Here is a 23761-nt window from a genome sequence, read left to right on the forward strand (position 1 = left end):
CGTTGAAGATTCTTAACGTGGAAAAGGGCGCTGGCAATTACCTGTGCTTATTTTGGCGTTATGAAATTTAGTTTATTTGCTGATTTATGACCGCGATCTTATTTTAATCATCAGAGCCTCAGGGATTGTCCCTGTTTTTCATTGGGATACGCTATAAATAACGAATTGATGGGGTGTTTATGCGATCTGGCGCACGTTTGCGGATTCTCTCAATCGCGGTGTGAAATAACGTAATTGAGGAAAGTAAAACAGCAATTCTATATTGGCTTATGACTTATTACCCGCCGCATCCCTGAATATGGAGTTCATTATGCAAACCTATTTCGATCAACTCGATCGCGTTCGTTATGAAGGCCCTAAATCCACTAACCCGCTGGCTTTCCGTCACTATAATCCGGATGAGCTGGTGCTGGGCAAACGCATGGAAGAGCACCTGCGGTTTGCGGCCTGCTACTGGCACACGTTCTGCTGGAACGGGGCCGATATGTTTGGCGTCGGTTCCTTCAACCGTCCGTGGCAGCAGCCGGGCGACGCCCTGGAAATGGCAAAACGTAAAGCCGACGTCGCCTTTGAGTTTTTCCACAAGCTGAACGTTCCCTACTACTGCTTCCACGACGTTGACGTCTCGCCGGAAGGCGCGTCGCTGAAAGAATACCTGAACAACTTCGCGCAAATGGTCGATGTGCTGGCGGCAAAACAGGAGCATAGCGGCGTGAAGCTGCTGTGGGGCACCGCGAACTGCTTCACTAACCCGCGATACGGCGCAGGAGCGGCAACCAACCCGGATCCGGAGGTGTTCAGCTGGGCGGCGACTCAGGTGGTGAGCGCCATGGACGCCACCCACAAGCTGGGCGGGGAAAACTACGTCCTGTGGGGCGGCCGCGAAGGGTATGAAACGCTGCTCAACACCGACCTGCGCCAGGAGCGCGAGCAGATTGGCCGGTTTATGCAGCTGGTGGTCGAGCACAAACATAAAATCGGCTTCCAGGGGACGCTGCTGATTGAGCCGAAGCCGATGGAGCCGACCAAGCACCAGTACGACTACGACGCCTCCACCGTCTATGGCTTCCTCAAGCAGTTCGGTCTGGAAAAAGAGATCAAGCTGAATGTCGAAGCGAACCACGCGACCCTGGCAGGCCACAGTTTCCACCACGAGATTGCCACCGCTATCGCGCTGGGCCTGTTTGGCTCCGTCGATGCCAACCGCGGCGACCCGCAGACTGGGCTGGGATACCGATCAGTTCCCGAATAGCGTGGAAGAAAACGCGCTGGTGATGTATGAGATTCTCAAGGCCGGCGGTTTCACTACCGGCGGGCTGAATTTTGATGCCAAAGTGCGTCGTCAAAGCACCGATAAGTACGACCTGTTCTATGGTCATATTGGGGCGATGGATACGATGGCGCTGTCGCTGAAAGTGGCGGCGCGCATGATTGAAGACGGCGGGCTGGATAAGCGCGTGGCAAAACGCTATGCCGGCTGGAACGGCGATCTGGGCCAGCAAATCCTCAAGGGGCAGATGACGCTGAAGGAAATTGCTCAGCATGCCACGCAGCATAATCTGGCGCCGCAGCATCAGAGCGGCCACCAGGAGCAGCTGGAAAATCTGGTGAATCATTATCTTTTTGATAAGTGATGATAGCGCCCGGCGCGTCCGGGCATAGGCTATTTAGCACGCTTTCGCGCCACGTTCAGCCGTGGCGCGCCGTTCAGGAGAGTCTGTATGTATATCGGGATTGATTTAGGTACCTCGGGCGTGAAGGCCATTTTGCTCGATGAGCAGGGTGAGGTACTGGCTTCGCATACCGAAAAGCTCAGCGTATCGCGCCCGCACCCCCTATGGTCCGAACAAGATCCCGAGCACTGGTGGCAGGCAACGGATGGCGCGATCAAAGCGCTGGAGGAGCAGCACGCCCTGCGCGACGTGAAGGCTATCGGTATCGCCGGGCAGATGCATGGCGCCACGCTGCTGGATAAGCAGCAGCGGGTGCTGCGTCCGGCCATTTTATGGAACGACGGGCGCTGCGGCGAAGAGTGCACTCTGCTGGAAGAGCGGGTGGCGCGGTCGCGGCAGATCGCCGGCAACCTGATGATGCCCGGCTTTACGGCGCCGAAGCTGCTATGGGTTGCGCGACACGAGCCGGATATTTTCAGCCAGGTTGATAAGGTCCTGCTGCCGAAAGATTCTCTCCGTTTACGCATGACCGGCGAGTTTGCCAGCGATATGTCCGACGCTGCCGGGACGATGTGGATGGACGTGGCAAAGCGCGACTGGAGCGACGAGATGCTCGCCGCCTGCGGCCTGAGCCGCGATAACATGCCCGCGCTATTTGAGGGCTGCGAAGTGACAGGAGCGCTGCGCCCGGCTATCGCCGCGGCGTGGAATATGCCCCAGGCGCTGGTGGTGGCCGGCGGCGGCGATAATGCCGCCGGGGCCGTCGGCGTGGGGATGGCGGATGCGGGACAGGCGATGCTATCGCTGGGCACCTCCGGCGTTTACTTTGCCGTCAGCGAGGGTTTTCTCAGCAAGCCCGAAAGCGCGGTGCACAGTTTCTGCCACGCGCTTCCAGGGCGCTGGCATTTGATGTCGGTTATGCTCAGCGCGGCATCCTGCCTTGACTGGGCGGCGAAGCTGACCGGCCTCGGTACGGTTCCGGCGCTGATCGGCGCGGCCGAATCGGCGCAAGAGAGCGCGGGCCCGGTGTGGTTTCTGCCCTATCTTTCCGGCGAGCGGACGCCGCATAACAATCCGCAGGCGAAAGGCGTCTTTTTCGGCCTGACCCATCAGCATGGCCCGGCGGAGGCTGGCGCGCGCGGTGCTGGAAGGCGTGGGATATGCGCTGGCGGACGGGATGGATGCGGTCCACGCCTGCGGCATTAAGCCCGAGAGCATTACCCTGATTGGCGGCGGCGCGCGCAGCTCCTGGTGGCGGCAGATGCTGGCCGACATCAGCGGACAGCAGCTGGATTACCGCACCGGCGGCGACGTCGGGCCGGCGCTGGGCGCCGCGAGATTAGCGCAGCTGGCGCTGCATAAAGGCGCGTCGTATTCAGACCTGCTGCCTCAGCTGCCGCTGGAACAGGCTCACCTTCCGGATAGCGAACGCTTCGCGCGCTATGCTCCGCGTCGCGAAACGTTCCGCCAGATTTATCAGCAGCTCCTGCCGCTGATGTCGTAGCGGCGAAAGCGGATTTTAGCGCTGCGCTAGCTCACCAGCCGCCGCGTGTCGATGCGCTGCACCAGCGCCGACAGCAGCAGGCTGCCCAGCAGCGCGGCGCTAAAGATCCACAGAATATCCAGCAGCGGCCAGCGGGTGAGCTCGAGGCCGCTGGCCCGCAGCGCGTGGATAATCAGCGCGTGGAAGCCGTAGATCCCCAGCGAGTGGCGGGCGATAAGCGCCAGGCCGGGGATCTGACGTACGTTGAGGGTATTTTTCGCCAGCGTCAGCAGGGATACCGCGCAAACAAACACCGCCGGACCGCAGTATAAATACCAGGTATCGCCGAAGTCGCCGCGCCACTTGAGCTCGTGCAGCGTACCGCGTGATATCACCCAGACGGCGCTGGCAAACAGCGCGGCGCACAGCAGAGTCAGCCATTTTTTATCCGTCTCCATCATGCCAATCGCCCGGCCAAGCACGCCGTACAGCACGTAGTAAAAGGCATCGCCGCTGATATAGAGATTGAGCGGCAGCCATTCGATACCGCCCGCTTTTACGCTCACCATATTGGGATTGGCGAGAATGCCGATGACCAGCATCAGCGCCAGCAGCATCTTGCCGCTGATCTGCTTAACCTGAATGAGCGGCGAGAGCAGGTAGATGACGATAATCGCGAAGAAAAACCACAGGTGATAGAACACCGGCTTTTGCAGCAGGTTTCTTAGCGAGAGCTCGACGTTGATATGGGTAAACAGCGAGATGTAGAGCAGCGACAGGGCGCTGTAAAACAGCACGCACAGCACTATGCGCAGAAAGTGCCGCGGCCGGGCGCTGCGTTCGCCGAAAAACAGATACCCTGACATCATGAAGAAGAGCGGGACGCTGACGCGAGAGGCGGAGTTGAGCAGGTTGGCCATATCCCATTCCACCAGGCTGATGGCGTGGGGATGGGTGATGTACCAGGTTGTGCTGTGGATCATCACCACCATCATGCATGCGATACCGCGTAGGCTCGTAATCCAGTTTATTTTTTCCTGCATCAGTACCTCAGTGGTTCCTTCTTAAACAGGGTCTGACTTCCCTGATACGGCGGTGTCGCAATAGAATATTCTGAGTTTTCCGCCGCATGCTTGTAGAGATGTGGAGAGATTCGCACAATGTCCGGGCGATTTCACGTAATCTGCACGATAACAATTTGCTAACAAGGCGGTTGACGATAATGGTGATGAAATATTTCCTGGCTGGAGCGCTGCTGCTGGTGCTTGCCGGCTGCAGCCAGACGCCGTCCCAGCCGCTACAAAAAGCGCAAAGAGCGCGAATTACGCCGCAAATTACCCTGAATATGGAGCAGCTGTGTAAGGATAAGGCGGCAAGGCGCTACAGCACCGGGGCGAGGCTGGTTGACGTCAGCCATTTTGAACAGTTCCAGGGAAGCTATGAGCTGTCGGGCCATACCGAGCAGAATGAGCGTTTTATCTGTTCTTTCGATCCGGACGGCCAGTTTTTACATCTTTCGATGCGCTAAATGCCCCGCAGCCGGCGCATGATGGCGTGAATTTCCCCCATTTTGCTTAAACAACGCCGTTTCGTACTGTATATCTCGCAGCCAGCGGGTATACTGATCCCTTCCTTTAAATCCACACGTATCCAGCACGAAATAATATGCAAAAGTTTGATACCAGGACCTTCCAGGGCCTGATCCTGACCTTACAGGATTACTGGGCTCGTCAGGGCTGCACCATTGTTCAACCACTGGACATGGAAGTTGGCGCCGGCACCTCCCATCCAATGACCTGCCTGCGCGCGCTGGGGCCAGAGCCGATGGCGACCGCCTATGTGCAGCCTTCGCGTCGTCCGACCGACGGTCGCTATGGCGAAAACCCGAACCGCCTGCAGCACTACTATCAGTTCCAGGTGGTCATTAAGCCATCGCCGGACAACATTCAGGAGCTGTACCTTGGGTCTCTGAAAGAGCTGGGTATGGACCCGACTATTCATGATATCCGCTTCGTGGAAGACAACTGGGAAAACCCAACGCTGGGCGCCTGGGGTCTGGGCTGGGAAGTGTGGCTGAACGGTATGGAAGTGACGCAGTTCACCTACTTCCAGCAGGTGGGCGGTCTGGAGTGTAAGCCGGTTACCGGCGAGATCACCTACGGTTTGGAGCGTCTGGCTATGTACATTCAGGGCGTAGACAGCGTTTACGACCTGGTCTGGAGCGACGGCCCGCTGGGTAAAACGACCTACGGCGACGTGTTCCATCAGAACGAAGTCGAGCAATCAACCTACAACTTTGAATACGCCGACGTGGATTTCCTGTTCTCCTGCTTTGAGCAGTATGAGAAAGAAGCTCAGCAGCTGCTGGCGCTGGAAAATCCGCTGCCGCTGCCCGCCTACGAGCGTATTCTGAAGGCCGCCCACAGCTTCAACCTTCTGGATGCGCGTAAAGCCATCTCCGTCACCGAGCGTCAGCGCTATATTCTGCGCATCCGCACCCTGACGAAAGCGGTGGCGGAAGCTTACTACGCTTCCCGTGAGGCCCTTGGCTTCCCGATGTGCAACAAAAACAAATAAGAGGCGGCCATGTCTGAGAAAACTTTCCTGGTGGAGATCGGCACCGAAGAGCTGCCACCAAAAGCCCTGCGCAGCCTGGCTGAATCTTTTGCTGCGAACTTTACCGCCGAGCTGGACAGCGCGGGCCTCGCCCACGGCGCCGTTGAATGGTTTGCCGCCCCGCGTCGTCTGGCGCTGAAGGTGGCCAATCTGGCCGCTTCCCAGCCGGATCGTGAAATCGAAAAGCGCGGCCCGGCGGTTTCTGCGGCGTTTGACGCCGAAGGTAAACCGAGCAAAGCGGTCGAAGGCTGGGCGCGCGGCTGCGGCATCACCGTCGAGCAGGCCGAACGTCTGGCGACCGATAAAGGCGAATGGCTGCTGTATCGCGCCCATGTGCAAGGCGAAAGCGCGGAAGCGCTGCTGCCGAACATGGTCGCGACGTCGCTTTCCAAACTGCCGATCCCTAAACTGATGCGCTGGGGCGCGTCGGACGTGCAGTTCGTACGCCCGGTTCACACCGTGACCCTGCTGCTGGGCGACAAAGTCGTTCCGGCGACCATTCTCGGTATCGACTCCGATCGCGTCATTCGCGGCCATCGCTTTATGGGCGAGCCGGAATTCACCATCGATAACGCCGACCAGTACCCGCAAATCCTGCTGGAGCGCGGCAAAGTTATTGCTGACTACGAAGCGCGTAAAGCCACCATTAAAGCCGACGCCGAAGCCGCAGCGCGCAACATCGGCGGCAGCGCCGATCTGAGCGAAAGCCTGCTGGAAGAGGTGACCTCGCTGGTGGAGTGGCCGGTGGTGCTGACGGCGAAATTCGAAGAAAAATTCCTCGCGGTACCGTCAGAAGCGCTGGTGTACACCATGAAAGGTGACCAGAAGTACTTCCCGGTCTACGCGGAAGACGGCAAACTGCTGCCGAACTTCATCTTCGTCGCCAACATCGAATCCAAAGACCCGCAGCAGATCATCTCCGGTAACGAGAAGGTGGTGCGCCCGCGTCTGGCGGATGCCGAATTCTTCTTCAATACCGACCGTAAAAAGCGCCTGGAAGACCATCTGCCGCGTCTGCAGACCGTCCTGTTCCAGCAGCAGCTGGGCACCCTGCGCGATAAAACCGACCGTATTCAGGCCCTTGCCGGCTGGATTGCCGGTCAGATTGGCGCGGACGTTAACCACGCGACCCGCGCGGGCCTGCTGTCGAAGTGCGACCTGATGACCAATATGGTCTTCGAGTTCACCGATACCCAGGGCGTTATGGGCATGCACTACGCGCGTCATGATGGCGAAGCGGAAGACGTTGCCGTGGCGCTGAACGAGCAGTACCAGCCGCGCTTTGCCGGCGACGATCTGCCGTCTAACCCGGTTGCCTGCGCGGTGGCGATTGCCGATAAGATGGATACGCTTGCCGGTATCTTCGGCATTGGTCAGCATCCGAAAGGGGACAAAGACCCGTTCGCGCTGCGCCGCGCCGCGCTGGGCGTGCTGCGCATCATCGTTGAGAAGAACCTGAATCTGGATCTGCAAACTCTCACCGAAGAAGCGGTACATCTGTACGGCGACAAGCTGACTAACGCCAGGGTTGTGGATGACGTCATCGACTTTATGCTCGGTCGCTTCCGCGCCTGGTATCAGGACGAAGGCTACGGCGTTGATACCATTCAGGCGGTACTGGCGCGTCGCCCAACCCGTCCGGCTGATTTTGATGCGCGCATGAAGGCGGTTTCGCACTTCCGCACGCTGGAAGAGTCCTCGGCGCTGGCGGCAGCCAACAAGCGCGTCTCCAACATCCTCGCAAAATCTGAAGAGACGCTGAGCGATACCGTTCACGCCTCGGTGCTGAAAGAGGCCGCAGAGATCAAGCTGGCGACCCATCTGGTCGTGCTGCGCGATAAGCTGCAGCCGTTCTTCGCCGAAGGCCGCTACCAGGAAGCGCTGATCGAGCTCGCCTCCCTGCGTGAACCGGTAGATGAGTTCTTTGAGAACGTGATGGTGAACGCCGAAGATCGGGACGTGCGTATCAACCGCCTGACGCTGCTGTCCAAACTACGCGAGCTCTTCCTGCAGGTAGCGGATATTTCTCTGCTGCAGTAAGCGCCTTTTGGCAACAAAAAAACCTGCCTTCCGGCAGGTTTTTTTATGGCGCGAAGACGCTCATGGAGCAATCTCGTTGCCCGCAGGCTGGCCCTTAATTACTCCAGGTTGCCTGCCGTCAGGCCCTCTTTGTCGAAAGCATGGCTGACGTTAATGCGGTTTTGATGCGCCGACGTATCGATGTTTGAGCCCGCTTCCGGCGGTACGGCATGACGTTCTGCCGCCATGACGCCGGTCGACAGTGAGGCTGCCAGAAACAGGGCGGTCATCACGCTGATATTTTTCATCTTCTATTCCTTTTCATCGTGCTGTTGTTGTCGCCTGTGTAGCGGGTTCCGGCGGCCGACACTCTCTAAGAGAGCCATCAACGAGATTTATTTAGTCAGCTCTGCGGTCATATGAACGCGGTTGTTGAACTGGGCGCTGGTAATTTTGTAGGACGCACCTTGCTCGGCGGCCTGGGCGGCAATTTTGGCTTCTGCGCGATCCAGGGTGGAGGCGGTGGTGCTGATGCTCTGAGCGAATGCGCCGAAGGACATCATAGAAAGTGCGGTAACTACAACTAAAGTTTTGATTGATTTCATGATCGTATTCCTGAGGTTGTTTGTCTGTAGTAGGGCGTTTTTCCTTGATGTGATAAATAATAGGCCGATCGGCGGGTGATTAAAATCGGAACAATTTGCGCATATCATTCAAAAAAATAGAATGAGTTTTGATCGATAAAACCTCGGGGCTAATCGTCATGATCGACGATAAGTGCGTCGGTCAGTTTGCCCGGCGGCGCGGCTATTTTTGCCCCGTATCGCCGCGAGCGCGGAAAAAATAGTCTTGAAATGTGGTTGTCGCTGTGGCTATTCTGTGTCCCGACGAATCCCTCGTCTTACTGAGAGCACACTGAAAATGGATAACCACGCCTGCTGAATTCACTCCTTGCCAGCGCCACGTGCGGCAGGGGAAGTATCGATTTCATTCAGGAGTGCTTATGGTCCATTGTGCCCAATCCCCCGCTTTTATTTTGCATCAGCTCACCTGTCAGTTTGCGACAGGAGACACGCTATTTGGCCCGCTAAATCTCTCGCTGGAGAGGTCGTTCTGCGGCCTGGTCGGCCGTAATGGCGTCGGCAAAACGCGCCTGCTTCGGCTGCTGGCGGGCGCTGATTCTCCTTCCGGCGGACATATCGAACGCTTTACCTCGCTGGCTTACGTTGCCCAACATCCGGCCATTGCTTCCGCTACCACGCTGGCCAACCTGCTGGGCTATGAGCCTATATTCTCCGCCCTGCGGCGGCTTGAGCGCGGAGAAGGACAGGCTGACGACGTTGAGCGCCTGGATGGTTTCTGGGATCTGCACGAGCGTCTGAGCGCGGCGTTCGCGGATGCCGGCCTGCCTGCGTTCTCTCCCGAACGACCCGCGTCGTCGTTGAGCGGCGGCGAGCGGGTGAAAGCGCTGCTGTGCGGGGCCTTTCTCTCAGGCGCGGGCTATTTGCTGCTGGATGAGCCGACAAACCACCTCGACCGGCAGGGCCGCCAATGGCTGTACCGGCAGCTTGAGCGCTGGCGCGGCGGGGGAATTATCGCCAGTCACGATCGTGAGCTGCTGGCGCGGATGCCGCGCATCCTTGAGCTCACGCCGACGGCGCTGCGAAGCTACGGCGGGAACTACGCCGACTATCGGCAGCAGCGTGATGCCGAACAGCAGGCCGCACGTGCCGCGCTGGAGCATGCCGCGACAGAACGCCGTCGCACCCGGGCGCGGATGCAAAAAGAGCATGATGCCAGCCAGCGGCGATCTGCGCAGACGCTGCGGGTTGTTGATACGCTGAATATTGCCTCGTTTGAACGCGTGAAGTACAAAGGCGCGGCGAAGGAGCGCCCCGGGACGCTCCAGCGGCAACATCGGGAACAAAATAGCGCCCTCAATACCGCCGTCGCCCAGGCGTACGAGCGGGTAGAAGATGAGGCGTCGGTGATGTTCACTCTACCGGGGAGTCAGATCGCCGCCGGTAAACAGGTTCTGACGCTGGAGGCTTTACGGCTGGCGCACTCGGCGGCGGCGCCGCTTAGCTGGCGTCTTGATGGGCCGATGCGCGTTGCGCTGCGCGGGCCTAATGGCTGTGGAAAAACCACCTTACTGAAAACGCTGGTCGGTCTCGAGCCGCCGCTTTCTGGCGAGTGCCGGCTATCGGTTCATGCGGCCTGGCTGGATCAGCACCTGACGCAGCTGGAGCTGTCGCTATCGGTTTTAAGGCACCTTAATCTTGACGATACGCCGCTGGAGGAGGGCGTACTGCGCAGCCGGCTTGCGCAGCTGCAGACTGGGAGCGGATAAAATCAATCTGCCGCTGGCGATGCTGAGCGGGGGAGAACGTCTGAAAGCGGCGCTGGCCTGCGTACTGTGGCGGCGAGACGCCGCCCAGCTTTTGCTGCTCGATGAGCCGACTAACCATCTTGATTTAGCCTCTGCTCAGGCTATTGAAGCGGCGCTGGCTGGGTTTCCCGGTGCGATGCTGGTTGTGTCGCATGATGAGGCTTTCCTGCAGGGGCTGAAGCTCACCCACGTTTTAGCGTGGCGGGACGGCGGCTGGCATTTTGAGACGAGCTAAAAGCCAAAAAAACCGCCATGCGACGTGGCGGTTTTCTGATGTTCAGATAAAAAAAATCCCCGCCATCAGGCAGGGATCTTAAATTCTGAGCTTATTTAAGCTTACAGGCTGGTAACGTTGCCAGCTGCCGGGCCTTTAGCGCCGCTTTCGATGGTGAAGGAAACTTTCTGACCTTCATCCAGAGATTTGTAGCCATCGTTCATGATAGCGGAGAAGTGTACGAACACGTCTTTAGAGCCGTCATCAGGAGTAATGAAGCCGAAACCTTTATCAGCGTTGAACCATTTTACGATACCAGTCATTTTACCGGACATAGCGAAATACCTTTAAATAATAAATGAACCTTTCGGCGATACGGTCTGGACTACAGATTTGAAGCTATAAAGGGAAAGTTCACTACCGGGGTATCTAGGATAACCGCTCAAGGACTACTCTATACTAATGCTCTGTGGTCTGTACATCAAACCTGCGAGCATTAACTCATTTTTGAGATGCGATAGCAAACGTTTTTTTCATAGGAATTAAAACGGTCCTGAAGCAGGACCGTAATCAGTGTCCAGTAAGATTATAGAACTTTACTCGAGAACCTGCCTTGAAAGCTTCGAATTAGCCTGGATCAGGCGCATTAACTTGAGCTCGGTAGAAGAGGGCTTAACGCGTCTTGACTCCCACTCCTGCACCATCGCTACGCTGACGCCCATGGCATCGGCGAAATCGTCAATTTTCAGCCCGGTTCCTTTACGCAGCCGGTCGAATTCGCTGAACGCGGTTGGCTTGAGCGTTGAGGCGGTCGTGCGGGGAATATCTTTAAAAACAATTTGTTCCAGGCTGCTAAGCAATTCGAATATCGGATCTTTATATTCCATTGAGGACTCCTTTCTGTTGCACAGTAAAGGGTAGGGTTTGTTGAGTCCTCTTAAGAATAGTCAGAAAAAAGCGTGAAGAACGATTCCGGGGGTGATTATATGCCAGCAGACTTTCTTTTGCGGCCGGGCAGCCCGGCGGGAGCCTGGGGTAAGCCAATGATTAATCATCATACGCGTGGGTTTGGAAAATATTTGTAAACGATAGTGTAAAAGTGAGGCCAGCGGCTCCCCGCCGCCTTGCATAGCAACGGCGATAAAACACCGCCAGCGGGCTATTTCCTGCGCAAGATTGTCAGGAAAGTGTATCCTGCGAGGCCGACCTGGACTATCCTTGTCAGCGTCTGGCACGTGTGTGTCTGTTTGCGCTTTTTTTGGCTGAAAGGAGTAAAAAAATGGCGACAGGAAAGTCCTGCTCTCGCTGGTTTGCGGCTGTTGCGGCCTTATTAATGGTGGTTAGCCTGAGTGGGTGTTTTGATAAAGAAGGCGATCAGCGCAAAGCGTTCATCGACTTCCTGCAAAATACGGCGATGCGAAGCGGCGAACGTCTGCCGACGCTGACCGCCGATCAGAAAAAACAGTTCGGTCCATTTGTGTCCGATTATGCGGTGATTTACGGCTATTCGCAGCAGGTAAGTCAGGCGATGGACGCGGGTCTGCGCCCGGTGGTAGACAGCGTGAACGCGATTCGCGTCCCGCAGGACTATATCACCCAGCGTGAGCCGCTGCGTCAGGCAAACGGCGCGCTGGGCGTGCTGAGCCAGCAGCTGGAAAATGCCAAAATGCAGGCCGACGGCGCACATAGCGCGCTGAAGCAGGGTGACGATCTGAAGCCGGTCTTTGACCAGGTTTACAACAAAGTGGTTACCGCGCCGGCAAATGCCCTGCAGCCGCTGATCCCTGCGGCGCAGGTCTTTACTCAGCAGCTGGTGCAGGTTGGTGATTTTGTTGCTCAGCAAAGTACGCAGGTGAGCTTCGCGGCAAACGGGATTCAGTTCCCGACCTCGCAGCAGGCCAGCCAGTACAACGCATTGATTGGCCCGCTGGCGGCTCAGCACCAGGCCTTCAATCAGGCGTGGACTGCGGCAGTTAACGCGACGCGCTAACCGCTGCCCAGGCCCGGGGAAGGCGTTTAGCGCGCCGTTACCCGGGTTTCTTCCCGGCTGACGCAGCGCTCAGCCGGGCGGGAATGCCCCTTTCCTGTCTATTTCACCTGCGGATTCACGCAGTTCTTATCGACGTTGCCCTGCAGCGCATCAATCAGATTATCCACCGCACAGGCCGCCATGTTGTAGCGCGTTTCATGCGTGGCGGAACCAATATGCGGCAGCGCGACGACGTTCGGCATGCTGAGCAGCGGAGAGTCATGAGCCAGCGGCTCCTGTTCAAACACGTCGAGACCGGCGGCATGAATTTCGCCGTTCTGCAGCGCGGCAATCAGCGCCTTCTCATCGACGACCGGGCCGCGCCCGGCGTTAATAAAGATGGCGGAGGGCTTCATTTTGGCGAACTTCTCCGCATTGAAAAGATGATAAGTCTCAGCGGTCAGCGGCAGGATCAGGCAGACGAAATCGGCTTCCGCAAGCAGCGTATCCAGATCGCAGTAGCGGGCGTTGAAGCGCTCTTCCGCCTGCGGGTGCTGGCTGCGCGCGTTATAGAGAATCGGCATCCCGAAGCCGGCGTGCGCGCGCTGGGCCAGCGCCATGCCGATGCGCCCCATTCCCACGATACCTAGCGTTTTGTGGTGCACATCGCTGCCGAACCAGTCCGGGCCGATGCTTTTGGTCCATTCGCCCGCCTTCACGCGGTTGGCGACTTCCACCACCCGGCGCGAGCCGCTGAGCACCAGCGCCATCACCGTATCGGCAACGGTTTCGGTCAGCACGGTGGGCGTATGCATCAGCAGGACCCTGCGCGCGTTCAGCGCCGCAACGTCGAAGTTGTCGTAGCCCACGGAGACCGTTGAGGCCGCACGCAGATTGGGCATTTTCTCCAGTAACGCGGTATCAACTTTTTCGCTGGAGCCCAGCAGGCCTTCGGCCTGGGCAAACGCCTCGGCGTGCTGCGCGACGGTTTCGGCACTCAGGTTTTTCACTCGGGTGACGGCAAAGTGTTTTTCCAGACGTTGCTGCAGGTCGTCGGGAAGCGTTTTATAGAGAATAACGGACGGCTTCATACGGATCTCCGTAGTATTAGGATGTCAGGCGTGACGAGCGCCAAGCGGGAGTTTTTGATTATTAGCAGGCTTAACAATTAAAGTAAGCCATACCGCGACAAAAAGCGCCACTCCCATGAAAATGTACGAGGCCGCCGGGCTGCCGGTCGAACCGTTCAGGTAGCCGACAAACCACGAGCCAAAGAAGGAGCCCAGCGCGCCCATGCTGTTAATCAGCGCCATCGCGCCGCCGGCGACGTTGCGCGGCAGCATCTCCGGGATGATGGCGAAGAAGGGACCATAGGGAGCGTACATCGCCGCGCCGGCGATCACCAGCAGGGTATAAGAGGTCCAGAAGTGGTTCGCGCCGACGGCCCAGGAGCCGATAAAGGCCAGCCCGCCAATCAGCAGCAGCGGCCAGACGAACAACTTGCGGTTCTGCAGTTTGTCCGAGGCCCAGGAGACGACGATCATCGCAATCGTTGCCGCCAGGTAAGGCACCGCGGAGAGCCAGCCAACCTCGACCATGCCCATGTTTTCGCCGCCGCTGCGGATAATTGACGGCAGCCACAGCACGAAGCCGTATACTCCGATACTCCAGGCAAAGTACTGCATGCACAGCAGAACGACGTTACGCGAGCGGAAGGCCTCGCCGTAGTTACGTACGGCTTTGATGCCCTGCTGCTCGCGCTCCAGCTGCTCCTGCAGCGCGGCTTTTTCGCTCTCCGACAGCCAGCTCACCTGCGACGGCTTATCTTTTACCAGTACCCACCAGCAGAAGGCCCAGATCACCGCCGGAACGCCTTCAATAATGAACATCTCGCGCCAGCCAAAGGACTGAATCAGATAGCCGGAAACCACCGACATCCACAGCACCGTGACCGGATTACCGAGGATTAAAAAGGTATTGGCGCGCGAGCGTTCGGATTTAGTAAACCAGTTGCTGATGTAAATCAGCATCGCGGGCATCACCGCGGCTTCGACAACGCCGAGAATAAAGCGGATAGCGGCCAGCGCCGGAATATTGTGCACCATGCCGGTCAGCGAGGCGCAGGCGCCCCACAGGATCAGGCAGATAAAAATGAGTTTTCGCACGCTGCGGCGTTCAGCATAGATTGCCCCGGGGATCTGGAAGAAGAAGTAGCCGAGGAAGAAAAGGGCGCCCAGCAGCGACGAGATACCTTTAGTGATCCCCAAATCTTCGGTAATGCCCGCCGCGGAGGCGAAGCTGAAGTTGGCACGGTCGAGATACGCCAGGCTATACGTGATAAACACGATAGGCATGATGTACCACCAGCGTTTTGTTGCATTGGTTAAGCTGTTCATAGGCTTGCCTCTGTATGTGAGGTAACACTCACCGATAGAAAGGTGTCTTATGCCGCGCTGTATGTAGGGTACAGAGTGGCTACGATCGTTGCATTAAACGTTATTCGCCCAGCGCTTCGCGCGTCGGTAATCCTTCGCTATCGCCCTGAACCTGAATCGCCAGCGAGCCGATTTTGTTCCCGCGTCGTACCGCCTGTTCCAGCGTTTTGCCTTCCAGCAGGGCGCTAATGACCCCGACGGCAAAGCCGTCGCCCGCGCCGACGGTATCGACGACGTTATCGACCTTTATCGCCGCGACGGCACCCTGCTCGCCCGCGGCCGTTTTATACCAGGCGCCGTCGGAGCCGGTTTTGATAATCACGGCGCGCACGCCGCGGTTGAGATAGAAGTCGGCGATAGCCTCCGGCGTTTGCTGACCGGTCAGGATCGTTCCCTCCTTCAGGCCGGGTAAAACCCAGTCGGCCTGGAAAGCCAGATGATTGAGCTTTTCCACCATCTCCCCTTCGCTTTTCCACAGCACCGGCCGCAGGTTGGGGTCGAACGAGATCGTTTTTCCCGCGGCCTTCATCGCGCCGGCGGCGCGATCCAGCAGCGCATATGAACTCTCCGACAGCGCGGCGGCGACGCCGCTCAGGTGCAGGTGGCGGGCGCTGGTAAAGTAATCGGGGTGGAAATCATCCGGCGACAGGTGGCTGGCGGCCGATCCTTTGCGGAAATACTCCACGATGGGATCGGTTCCATTTTCGACTTTAGATTTCATCTGGAAGCCGGTGGCGTAGCGCTTGTCCGTGGTCACGCCGCGGGCGTCAATCCCCTCTTTAGCCAGCGAGTTAAGGACAAAACGGCCGAAGCTATCCTCGCCGACGCGGCTGACCCAGCCGACCTTCAGCCCCAGACGGGCAAGGCCGGTGGCGACGTTCAGCTCCCGCGCCGGCGACGCGTTTGATGAAGCATTCTACTTCCGCGAGGTCCCCGGTTTGGGTCGCGACAAACATGGCCATCGCTTCGCCGATGGTAATGACATCCAGGCTGTTTTCCATGGCTTAATCCTCGCGTAAAAGGTTGACATAGCGGCGGGTCACGGCCGTGAGGTCATGGCCGATCAGCGGAAATTCGATACCGCGCGGGGCGTCGGCAGGCAGGTTATCCAGCAGCGCCATCCAGCGCGGAGCGGCCTCATCGGGAGGCACGGCGCGGTACTGCTCGCGATGCGGCTGGGCCGCCTTCACGTGAATATAGCTGACGGCGGGCGCGAGGTGGCGGGCGGCCTCTTCCGGCGAATCGCCGACCCACAGCCAGTTGCCCATATCAAAGGTCAGCGTCACCGGCAGGTTATTGACCCGACAGATGGCTTTAAAGCGCTGCATCGGCGCCAGCTGGCCGCAGCTGGTCTGGTCATTTTCCACGACCAGCGCCATCCCGCTCTCCTGCAGCGTGTGGCGCAGGGTTTCCAGCTGGTTGTTATGGATGAAGTGGCCGAGGGAGAGTTTTAACCATAAGGCGTTGAGGGTTTGCGCTTCCTGCAGCAGCGCCGCGAGATTCGGGTTAAGCGAGCCGTCGGCGGCAAACAGGGCTTCCGGCGCGGAGTAGCAGACCAGCAGGCCGTGGCTCTCTATCTCGGCGGCGAGCGCGGGCAGCCGGCTCAGCTCGCCGGGGCTGAATAGCTCGCGGCGGATCTCCACGCCGTCGGCGCCGGAACCGGCAATAAACGGCAGTACGGCGGACTGCCCGCCAAGCGCTCTGACGCGATCGTGGCCATAAGCGGCGGTCACGACAATGATTTTTCTGGCCATCTGACAAACTCCCGGTGGTTCTGTAGCGAATCTCTCTATTACGCTATATGGGACCGGTTCCAAAGGAAAGCGGAGGATGTCTAATTTATGATCACCATCACGAAGGCGAGCTAACGGGAGGTCGATCCGCGGACGATCAGCTCCCCGGAAAATACCCGTTCACAGATCGGCTCATGGCCGCCTTCGATGCGGCGTATCACCTGTTCAACGGCGGCGTAGCCAATTTGCCACGTCGGCTGTTTGAGTGTGGTGATCCCGACGCCCGCCAGCTCCGCCCACTCCAGCTCGTCAAACCCGAGCAGGCCGATATCGCTTCCCCAAATCAGGTTGACCCGCTTCAGCGAACGCGCGACCTGCAGCGTCAGGGCGCCGTTGGCGGAGATAACCGCTTTGCGCATTCCGCGATGGCCGGAGTGAAACTGGCGCAGCACGTTGTCCAGCAGCGCGCCGTCGTTGAGCGGAACTTCGGCATTTTCCGCGACGATCCCGATGTGGCGCTGGATGGTGGCGCGAAAAGCGCTCAGGCGCTCGCGTCGCGTGTTGACGGAGCCTAGCGGCTCGCTCAGAAACAGCAGCGCCTCAAAGCCTTTTTCCACCAGATGTTCGGTGGCGGTGGTGGCGGCCTGGGCGTTATCCAGCCCGACCACGTCGCAGGCGAAATCGGGAATTTTTCGGTCGATCAGCACCATCGGCAGCGCCGACTGCTGCAGGCGATTGAGGCCCTCTTCGCGCATGCCGACGGCGTTGACCACAATCCCCTCAACCTGATAGCTGCGCAGCAGGTCGAGGTAGTGCAGCTCCTGATCCAGCTCGTTGTTGGTATTACATACCAGCAGGGTGAAGCCTTTCTCGCGGCAGGCGGCCTCGATGCCGCTAAGCACGTTAACCGAGTAGGGATTGGTAATATCGGCGATGATCAGGCCAATCAGCCGGGTACGGCCGTGCTTAAGGCCGCGAGCCATCAGGCTGGGGCGATAGTTAAGTTCGGCAATCGCTTTTTCAATGCGCGCCAGCAGGTCATCGGAAAGCAGATGCTTTTCGCCGTTGAGGTAGCGTGAAATGCTGGTTTTACCGGTTTTTGCGGCTTTTGCCACATCGCTAATGGTTGCTCGCGCCGCTTTCGCCATGATGGCTTCCTTTGCTGAAATCTGGAGAACACCTTAGCGCGAAAATTCGCTATATCAAGCATTTTGCCCGGTAAGCGCCTCCTGGCGGGCGGAGCAGGGCGGGGTTTGGGGCACTTCCACGCGACGGTTCTGCGCTTTGCCTTCCGCCGTGCCGTCGCCGGCAACCTGATTGGCCGGGCCACGCCGCGGGTGCGGATTCGGTTGGCGGCGATGATTATTTCCTTAATCCATTTTATTCTTTGTCATAGCACGCGTGACGGTTGATTATGACGCCCGGATGTGGAGAAAATTCCCCGGATATTGTAAGCCACAATCGAACGGTCGATAACAGGCCGTCACCACACCTGCATTCGCTGACCAGGAGCCCGCTTTGCCAACCTCATCTGCAACTGAAACCATCCTCACCGCGGCCCATTGGGGACCGATGCTGGTTGAAACCGATGGTGAAAATGTCCTCTCTTCCCGCGGCGCGCTGGAAACTTCCTTCGCTAACTCTCTGCAAACCGCCGTGCGGGACCAGGTTCATAGCAAGACCCGCGTGCGCTACCCGATGGTGCGTAAAGGCTTTCTGGCCTCGCCGGATAGCCCGCAGGGCGTACGCGGACAGGATGAGTTCGTCCGGGTGAGCTGGGAGCAGGCGCTGGATCTTATTCATGCTCAGCATCGGCGGATCCGGGAGAGCTACGGCCCGACGTCCATTTTTGCCGGCTCCTACGGCTGGCGTTCAAACGGCGTACTGCATAAAGCGGCGACGCTGCTGCAGCGCTATATGAGCCTGGCCGGCGGCTATACCGGCCACCTCGGGGATTACTCCACCGGCGCGGCGCAGGCAATAATGCCGTACGTGGTGGGCGGAAATGAGGTCTACCAACAGCAAACCAGCTGGCCGATGGTGCTGGAGCATAGCGAGGTGGTGGTGCTGTGGAGCGCTAATCCGCTGAATACGCTAAAAATTGCCTGGAACGCCTCCGATGAGCAGGGAGTGACATGGTTCGATCGGCTGCGTAAGAGCGGCAAGCGGGTGATCTGCATCGATCCTATGCGATCGGAAACCGTTGATTTCTTTGGCGAGGATATCGACTGGGTGGCTCCGCATATGGGAACGGACGTGGCGATGATGCTCGGTATCGCCTGTACCCTGGTCGAAAACGGCTGGCAGGACGATGCGTTCCTTGGACGCTATACCAGCGGCTATGAGATTTTTGCCCGCTACCTGACCGGCGAGAGCGACGGCGTGGCGAAAACCGCCGAGTGGGCCGCGGAAATTTGCGGCGTAAGTGCGGATAAAATCCGCGAACTGGCGCAACTTTTCCACGAAAATACCACCATGCTGATGTCCGGCTGGGGTATGCAGCGGCAGCAGTTCGGCGAGCAGAAGCACTGGATGCTGGTCACGCTGGCCGCGATGCTGGGGCAGATTGGCACCCCCGGCGGCGGTTTTGGCCTCTCCTACCACTTCGCCAACGGCGGCAATCCGACCCGCCGGGCGGCGGTGCTGGCCTCGATGCAGGGCTGCGTGGCGGACGGCATTGAGGCGGTAGAAAAAATTCCGGTGGCGCGCATTGTCGAAGCGCTGGAGAACCCCGGCGCGCCGTATCAGCACAACGGCATGGACCGATGCTTCCCGGATATTCGCTTTATCTGGTGGGCGGGCGGCGCCAATTTTACCCATCATCAGGATACCAACCGGCTGATCCGCGCCTGGCAGAAGCCGGAGCTTATCGTCATTTCGGAGTGCTTCTGGACCGCCGCGGCCCGCCATGCCGATATCGTCCTGCCGGCAACGACCTCGTTTGAACGCAACGATATGACCATGACCGGCGATTACAGCAACCAGCATCTGGTGCCGATGAAGCGCGTGGTTGCGCCGCGCGACGAGGCCCGGGATGACTTTGAGGTGTTTGCCGATCTTAGCGAGCGCTGGGAAGAGGGCGGCCGCGCCCGTTTTACCGAAGGGAAAAGCGACCTCCAGTGGCTGGAAAGCTTCTACCGCATCGCGGCTCAGCGCGGGGCGAGCCAGCAGATTACGCTGCCGCCGTTCGAGCAGTTCTGGCAGGATAATCAGCTTATCGAAATGCCGGAAAACCCCGACAACGCCCGTTTCGCCCGCTTTGCCGCTTTCCGCGCCGATCCGCAGGCTAATCCGCTGAAAACGGCGAGCGGAAAAATTGAGATCCACTCGCCGACGATTGCCGGTTTTGCCTATCCCGACTGCCCGCCGCACCCGATGTGGCTGGCGCCGGACGAATGGCACGGCAGCGCGCAGCCGGGCCAGTTGCAGGTGCTTTCCGCCCATCCGGCCCATCGCCTGCACAGCCAGTCTGAATCATACGACGCTGCGGGAGCAGTACGCGGTGGCCGGCCGCGAGCCGTTGACCATTCATCCGCTGGATGCCGAGGCGCGGCAGATTGCCGACGGCGATCTGGTGCGGGTATGGAATTCGCGCGGTCAGGTTCTGGCCGGAGCGGTGGTGACGGAAGGGATCCGCCCCGGGGTTATCTGCCTGCACGAGGGGGCCTGGCCCGATATCGACCCGCAGGCGGGGATCTGTAAAAACGGCGCGGTGAACGTGTTGACCAAAGATATTCCAACCTCGCGCCTGGGTAACGGCTGCGCAGGCAACACGGCGCTGGCGTGGCTGGAAAAATACGCCGGTCCGGCGCTTACGTTAACGGCGTTTGATCCGCCGGCCAACGCATAATCCACGTCGGCTGCAGGGTATCGTCCTGCCATGCGCAGTCTTCTATCCGGAAGCCCTGCGCATGGTAAAAATCCACCGCCCGGACGTTTTTTTGGTACACCTCGAGGCTCAGCCAGGCATAGTGCCGCTTGACCTCGTTCAGCAGCGCGCTGCCGATCCCCCGGCGGACCGCCTGCGGCGCGACGAAAAGCGCGCCGACAAAGCGTGATTCCAGAACGCTGATAAAGCCTTTTATCTCCTCGTCTTCTTCCCACACCCAGGTGCTGGCGGCGGGAAGGTAAACGTCGCGCACGACCGCGACGCTTTCATGCCAGTACGTCTCTTTAATAAACGGATGCGCCTGAGTCGTGCTTTCCAGCCATAGCGCGAGCAGCGGACGGAACTCTTTAGCTTCCCACTTGCGGATCATCCGCACCTCCGGGGTAACAGAAACAGCCCGTGACGTGATCGTTCACCAGCCCACAGGCCTGCATAAAGGAGTAGCAGATAGTCGAACCGACAAACTTGAAGCCGAGTTTTTTCAGCGCTTTCGACAGCGCATCGGAGGCGGGGGTCGTCGTGGGGATTTCCGCCAGCGTAGCGGCGTGCGATATCTGCGGACGATTGTCGACAAAGGACCAGACAAAATCAGCGAAGGAGTCGCCTTTTTCTTCCATCGCAAGAAAAGCCCGCGCGTTGCCGATAATGGCCTGAATTTTACCGCGATGGCGAATAATACCGGCGTCCAGCAGCAGACGCTCGACGTCGGCCTCGTCCATCGCGGCGACGCGAACCGGGTCGAACTGATGAAACGCCCGGCGATAGTTTTCACGTTTTTTTAGCACCGTAATCCATGAAAGCCCGGCCTGCTGGCCCTCAAGGCAGATCATTTCGAACAGCTTGTGGGCATCTCTTTGCTCTACGCCCCATTCTCTATCGTGATACTGGATATAGAGCGGGTCCTGGCTAACCCATCCGCAACGCTGCATGTCTGTCTCCCTTAGCAATAAAACTTACGCGTTCACCTTGACGGCTGAAAGATAAAGATAATAGTTAATACAGGGATATCACTCCCAAATACAGGGGTATCAGATCCCATAAAAAACACAGCAATACTTCCGGTTTGGCTCTTTATGGAGTCGCTTTAATGATAATAAAGAAATGCAATGGCTTGTGGGGATACTTCCTCCCGGCATGCGTATCCGTATGGGTATCGTGCGTCTGTGGGGCGCATGCCTGGCAACAGGAATATATCGCTATCGATACAAAAAGTAATACCCCTGAACGCTATACGTGGGATAGCGATCACCAACCGCGCTATGAGGACATTCTGGCCGAGCGCATCAATTCGACCGGCAACGCCGCCGGATTGGCCCTCAACCAGGGGCTGGCGCCGCCGGATACCGGCCGCGGCATGAGCGTGGGCTGGAACTTTACCTTAGCCAACGGCGTGACGTCAGGGCCGGTGGCAAGCTTACGCAGCGATCTGCTGCAGCCGCCTCCCGTTCGCCGGGCTGCGGAAAGTAGCTACGTGAATACGCTCGGCTGGCGCGTGGATTATCAGCAGACTGTGGGGGATTCATCCGTGGGCGCAGGTGAGCTACAACCAGGCGCTCGCCTCCGAGCTGCCCTGGCCAACCCGTACTCAGGACGGCGGCTGGCGGGATGTCACCTTTGGGGCGGATATGTCGCTCAATTCGCACCTTGCGGCGTGGGCGGCGCTTTCGCAGGCGGATAACCTGCCAACCGGGGCAAACTATCAGTACCTGATGGGGGTCAGCGCCAATTTCTAAAGCGTTTTTCGCCGACCTCGCCGCTGGCATAAGATCGTCAGGCGAACGCGCCGCGGCTATTTTGCTGCCGTAATGTTAATTATGTCGTCCATATGTAGCACGTTTAGTCCGACGCTTTAACTTAGCGATCACAGAACTGGCGCGCCGTGGTGAGATAGTAGGTGCTAACTTATCTCCTGTTATCAAACGCGCGCTCGTTTCTCAATGTCATTCATTCCGGCATTCATGCATTTCATTCCCTGCTGACGGCATTTCATGCCTTTTCTCCCCTGCGCTTGAGGGGACTTCGCTATTGTGGCGGCAGTTAATACTTCAGGACATCTGCTATGAACGCTACCAATACTCACTATACCCGCTGGCTCACGCTATTCGGCACGATCGTGACGCAATTTGCGCTGGGATCGGTTTATACATGGAGTTTGTTCAATAGTTCTCTTTCCGCAAAGCTGGATGAGCCGGTAAGCCAGGTGGCGTTCTCCTTTGGCCTGCTGAGCCTCGGCCTGGCGCTCTCCTCCTCCGTCGCCGGTAAACTGCAGGAACGCTTTGGCGTAAAATGCGTGACGATGGCGTCCGGCGTGCTGCTTGGACTCGGCTTTTTCCTCACCGCCCACGCCAACAGCCTGATGATGCTGTGGCTGAGCGCCGGCCTGCTGGTCGGTCTGGCCGACGGCGCCGGCTATTTGCTGACGCTGTCCAACTGCGTGAAGTGGTTCCCCGAACGTAAAGGGCTGATTTCCGCCTTCTCCATCGGCTCCTACGGTCTCGGCAGCCTCGGGTTTAAATTTATCGATGGCCATCTGCTGGCTACCGTCGGGCTGGAGAAGACCTTCATTATCTGGGGCGCGATTGTGCTGGTGATGATTATCTTTGGCGCAACGCTGATGAAAGATGCGCCGAACCACGCCGCCAGCACCGGCAATGGGGTGGTGGAGAACGACTTCACGCTGGCGCAATCGATGCGCAAACCGCAGTACTGGATGCTGGCGGTGATGTTCCTGACCGCCTGCATGAGCGGCCTGTACGTTATCGGCGTGGCGAAGGATATCGCGCAAGGGATGGTGCACCTGGACGTGGCGACGGCGGCGAATGCGGTCACCATTATTTCTATCGCCAACCTGAGCGGACGCCTGGTGCTGGGGATCCTGTCGGATAAAATTTCCCGCATCCGCGTGATTACGATTGGTCAGGTTGTTTCGCTGGTCGGTATGGCGGCGCTGCTGTTCGCCCCGCTGAACGCCACGACCTTCTTTGCCGCGATTGCCTGCGTGGCCTTTAACTTCGGCGGCACAATTACCGTGTTCCCGTCCCTGGTCAGCGAGTTCTTTGGCCTGAATAATCTGGCGAAAAACTATGGGGTGATTTATCTGGGCTTCGGTATCGGCAGCATCTGCGGGTCGCTGATTGCGTCGCTGTTCGGCGGATTCTACGTCACCTTCTGCGTGATCTTCGCGCTGCTGATTCTTTCTCTGGCGCTCTCCACGACCATTCGCCAGCCGAAAAGCGAAGTTTACAGCGCTGCGCACGCCTGACGGCGCGACGGACCATCAATTCACTAAGCGAATAATGCCAATCCGACCAGATATTTTGTAAATATTTGGTTGGATCACA

The 23761-nt window shown here is 58.4% G+C and carries 16 protein-coding genes and 7 pseudogenes; 10 read left to right on the forward strand and 13 right to left on the reverse strand.

All coding sequences use genetic code 11. The features are described 5' to 3' along the window. The first annotated feature begins 310 nt into the window (after positions 1 to 310). Together xylA and xylB are read left to right on the forward strand one after the other, a co-directional pair. Positions 311 to 1634, forward strand: a pseudogene (gene xylA, locus ABOC21_RS26145) (xylose isomerase). Between the two features lie 87 nt (positions 1635 to 1721). Next, positions 1722 to 3177, forward strand: a pseudogene (xylB, locus tag ABOC21_RS26150) (xylulokinase). 26 nt (positions 3178 to 3203) lie between these two features. Here the strand turns inward: xylB and ABOC21_RS26155 are convergent. Beyond that, positions 3204 to 4199, reverse strand: coding sequence for an acyltransferase (locus ABOC21_RS26155; protein WP_426813803.1), 996 nt, complete (start codon positions 4197 to 4199; stop codon positions 3204 to 3206). Between the two features lie 179 nt (positions 4200 to 4378). Here ABOC21_RS26155 and ABOC21_RS26160 point away from each other — a divergent pair, with 179 nt between their 5' ends. From ABOC21_RS26160 to glyS, 3 genes are all read left to right on the forward strand, one after another. Then, positions 4379 to 4684 carry a YsaB family lipoprotein gene (locus ABOC21_RS26160; protein ID WP_426813804.1) on the forward strand — a complete coding sequence of 102 codons (306 nt, stop codon included), beginning with the start codon at positions 4379 to 4381 and terminating at the stop codon, positions 4682 to 4684. Between the two features lie 137 nt (positions 4685 to 4821). Next, on the forward strand, positions 4822 to 5733 hold the full coding sequence (glyQ, locus tag ABOC21_RS26165) for a glycine--tRNA ligase subunit alpha (RefSeq protein WP_004126458.1): 912 nt from the start codon (positions 4822 to 4824) through the stop codon (positions 5731 to 5733). A gap of 9 nt (positions 5734 to 5742) precedes the next feature. Beyond that, positions 5743 to 7812: a glycine--tRNA ligase subunit beta gene (glyS, locus tag ABOC21_RS26170; protein ID WP_426813805.1), complete on the forward strand. Its 2070-nt coding sequence runs from the start codon at positions 5743 to 5745 to the stop codon at positions 7810 to 7812. Between the two features lie 98 nt (positions 7813 to 7910). On the opposite strand, the gene ABOC21_RS26175 is transcribed toward glyS, so the two are convergent. Both ABOC21_RS26175 and ABOC21_RS26180 read right to left on the reverse strand, forming a co-directional pair. Continuing rightward, positions 7911 to 8099 (reverse strand): hypothetical protein, encoded by a 189-nt coding sequence (locus ABOC21_RS26175; RefSeq protein WP_426813806.1) that lies wholly within the window; start codon positions 8097 to 8099, stop codon positions 7911 to 7913. Between the two features lie 87 nt (positions 8100 to 8186). Next, entirely contained in the window at positions 8187 to 8396 is a 210-nt protein-coding gene (locus ABOC21_RS26180) for a YdgH/BhsA/McbA-like domain containing protein (RefSeq protein WP_426813807.1), read from the reverse strand. A gap of 398 nt (positions 8397 to 8794) precedes the next feature. Between ABOC21_RS26180 and ABOC21_RS26185 the strand changes: the two are divergent. Continuing rightward, positions 8795 to 10415: pseudogene (locus ABOC21_RS26185) on the forward strand (ABC-F family ATP-binding cassette domain-containing protein). Positions 10416 to 10516: 101 nt separating this feature from the next. Here the strand turns inward: ABOC21_RS26185 and cspE are convergent. Together cspE and ABOC21_RS26195 are read right to left on the reverse strand one after the other, a co-directional pair. Then, the gene (gene cspE, locus ABOC21_RS26190) at positions 10517 to 10729 is read right to left on the reverse strand and encodes a transcription antiterminator/RNA stability regulator CspE (RefSeq protein WP_004868803.1); all 213 of its coding nucleotides are present in this window, start codon (positions 10727 to 10729) and stop codon (positions 10517 to 10519) included. 261 nt (positions 10730 to 10990) lie between these two features. Then, positions 10991 to 11281 (reverse strand): HTH-type transcriptional regulator, encoded by a 291-nt coding sequence (locus ABOC21_RS26195; RefSeq protein WP_426813808.1) that lies wholly within the window; start codon positions 11279 to 11281, stop codon positions 10991 to 10993. 392 nt (positions 11282 to 11673) lie between these two features. On the opposite strand from ABOC21_RS26195, the gene ABOC21_RS26200 reads away from it, so the two are divergent. Continuing rightward, entirely contained in the window at positions 11674 to 12384 is a 711-nt protein-coding gene (locus ABOC21_RS26200; protein ID WP_426813809.1) for a DUF3053 domain-containing protein, read from the forward strand. A 98-nt stretch (positions 12385 to 12482) separates the two neighbouring features. Here the strand turns inward: ABOC21_RS26200 and ghrB are convergent, their stop codons facing one another. The 6 genes and pseudogenes from ghrB to ABOC21_RS26230 all read right to left on the reverse strand — a co-directional run. Next, positions 12483 to 13454: a glyoxylate/hydroxypyruvate reductase GhrB gene (gene ghrB, locus ABOC21_RS26205; protein WP_426813810.1), complete on the reverse strand. Its 972-nt coding sequence runs from the start codon at positions 13452 to 13454 to the stop codon at positions 12483 to 12485. Between the two features lie 24 nt (positions 13455 to 13478). Beyond that, positions 13479 to 14759 (reverse strand): MFS transporter, encoded by a 1281-nt coding sequence (locus tag ABOC21_RS26210; RefSeq protein ID WP_426813811.1) that lies wholly within the window; start codon positions 14757 to 14759, stop codon positions 13479 to 13481. Positions 14760 to 14859: 100 nt separating this feature from the next. After that, positions 14860 to 15799, reverse strand: a pseudogene (locus ABOC21_RS26215) (sugar kinase). A 3-nt stretch (positions 15800 to 15802) separates the two neighbouring features. Further along, positions 15803 to 16552 (reverse strand): sugar phosphate isomerase/epimerase family protein, encoded by a 750-nt coding sequence (locus ABOC21_RS26220; RefSeq protein ID WP_426813812.1) that lies wholly within the window; start codon positions 16550 to 16552, stop codon positions 15803 to 15805. Positions 16553 to 16662: 110 nt separating this feature from the next. Further along, the gene (locus ABOC21_RS26225; protein ID WP_426813813.1) at positions 16663 to 17679 is read right to left on the reverse strand and encodes a LacI family DNA-binding transcriptional regulator; all 1017 of its coding nucleotides are present in this window, start codon (positions 17677 to 17679) and stop codon (positions 16663 to 16665) included. Positions 17680 to 17733: 54 nt separating this feature from the next. Further along, positions 17734 to 17891: pseudogene (locus ABOC21_RS26230) on the reverse strand (hypothetical protein); the annotation flags it as partial. Positions 17892 to 18049: 158 nt separating this feature from the next. On the opposite strand from ABOC21_RS26230, the pseudogene ABOC21_RS26235 reads away from it, so the two are divergent. Then, a pseudogene (locus ABOC21_RS26235) lies at positions 18050 to 20381 on the forward strand (molybdopterin guanine dinucleotide-containing S/N-oxide reductase). Here ABOC21_RS26235 and ABOC21_RS26240 read toward each other — a convergent pair. Continuing rightward, positions 20344 to 20790 carry an N-acetyltransferase gene (locus ABOC21_RS26240; RefSeq protein WP_426813814.1) on the reverse strand — a complete coding sequence of 149 codons (447 nt, stop codon included), beginning with the start codon at positions 20788 to 20790 and terminating at the stop codon, positions 20344 to 20346. The pseudogene ABOC21_RS26235 and the gene ABOC21_RS26240 overlap by 38 nt on opposite strands. Beyond that, positions 20768 to 21349, reverse strand: a complete 582-nt coding sequence (tag, locus tag ABOC21_RS26245) for a DNA-3-methyladenine glycosylase I (protein WP_426813815.1) — start codon at positions 21347 to 21349, stop codon at positions 20768 to 20770. Before tag ends, ABOC21_RS26240 begins: the two co-directional genes overlap by 23 nt. A gap of 158 nt (positions 21350 to 21507) precedes the next feature. Here tag and ABOC21_RS26250 point away from each other — a divergent pair. Together ABOC21_RS26250 and ABOC21_RS26255 are read left to right on the forward strand one after the other, a co-directional pair. Further along, positions 21508 to 22153: pseudogene (locus ABOC21_RS26250) on the forward strand (autotransporter outer membrane beta-barrel domain-containing protein). A 326-nt stretch (positions 22154 to 22479) separates the two neighbouring features. Then, on the forward strand, positions 22480 to 23682 hold the full coding sequence (locus tag ABOC21_RS26255; protein WP_426813816.1) for an L-lactate MFS transporter: 1203 nt from the start codon (positions 22480 to 22482) through the stop codon (positions 23680 to 23682). Positions 23683 to 23761 lie beyond the last annotated feature (79 nt).

This window comes from Klebsiella sp. WOUb02, from assembly GCF_050058015.1.
Taxonomy (GTDB): domain Bacteria; phylum Pseudomonadota; class Gammaproteobacteria; order Enterobacterales; family Enterobacteriaceae; genus Klebsiella.

What these genes read in the sequence shown, in the direction of transcription:
- ABOC21_RS26210 (WP_426813811.1), bottom strand. Translation starts at nt 14,759, where the DNA reads ATGAACAGCTTAACCAATGCAACAAAACGCTGGTGGTACATCATGCCT.
- ABOC21_RS26155 (WP_426813803.1), bottom strand. Translation starts at nt 4,199, where the DNA reads ATGCAGGAAAAAATAAACTGGATTACGAGCCTACGCGGTATCGCATGC.
- cspE (WP_004868803.1), bottom strand. Translation starts at nt 10,729, where the DNA reads ATGTCCGGTAAAATGACTGGTATCGTAAAATGGTTCAACGCTGATAAA.
- tag (WP_426813815.1), bottom strand. Translation starts at nt 21,349, where the DNA reads ATGCAGCGTTGCGGATGGGTTAGCCAGGACCCGCTCTATATCCAGTAT.
- ABOC21_RS26175 (WP_426813806.1), bottom strand. Translation starts at nt 8,099, where the DNA reads ATGAAAAATATCAGCGTGATGACCGCCCTGTTTCTGGCAGCCTCACTG.
- glyS (WP_426813805.1), top strand. Translation starts at nt 5,743, where the DNA reads ATGTCTGAGAAAACTTTCCTGGTGGAGATCGGCACCGAAGAGCTGCCA.
- ABOC21_RS26220 (WP_426813812.1), bottom strand. Translation starts at nt 16,552, where the DNA reads ATGGCCAGAAAAATCATTGTCGTGACCGCCGCTTATGGCCACGATCGC.
- glyQ (WP_004126458.1), top strand. Translation starts at nt 4,822, where the DNA reads ATGCAAAAGTTTGATACCAGGACCTTCCAGGGCCTGATCCTGACCTTA.
- ABOC21_RS26240 (WP_426813814.1), bottom strand. Translation starts at nt 20,790, where the DNA reads ATGATCCGCAAGTGGGAAGCTAAAGAGTTCCGTCCGCTGCTCGCGCTA.
- ghrB (WP_426813810.1), bottom strand. Translation starts at nt 13,454, where the DNA reads ATGAAGCCGTCCGTTATTCTCTATAAAACGCTTCCCGACGACCTGCAG.
- ABOC21_RS26160 (WP_426813804.1), top strand. Translation starts at nt 4,379, where the DNA reads ATGGTGATGAAATATTTCCTGGCTGGAGCGCTGCTGCTGGTGCTTGCC.
- ABOC21_RS26200 (WP_426813809.1), top strand. Translation starts at nt 11,674, where the DNA reads ATGGCGACAGGAAAGTCCTGCTCTCGCTGGTTTGCGGCTGTTGCGGCC.
- ABOC21_RS26225 (WP_426813813.1), bottom strand. Translation starts at nt 17,679, where the DNA reads ATGGCGAAAGCGGCGCGAGCAACCATTAGCGATGTGGCAAAAGCCGCA.
- ABOC21_RS26255 (WP_426813816.1), top strand. Translation starts at nt 22,480, where the DNA reads ATGAACGCTACCAATACTCACTATACCCGCTGGCTCACGCTATTCGGC.
- ABOC21_RS26180 (WP_426813807.1), bottom strand. Translation starts at nt 8,396, where the DNA reads ATGAAATCAATCAAAACTTTAGTTGTAGTTACCGCACTTTCTATGATG.
- ABOC21_RS26195 (WP_426813808.1), bottom strand. Translation starts at nt 11,281, where the DNA reads ATGGAATATAAAGATCCGATATTCGAATTGCTTAGCAGCCTGGAACAA.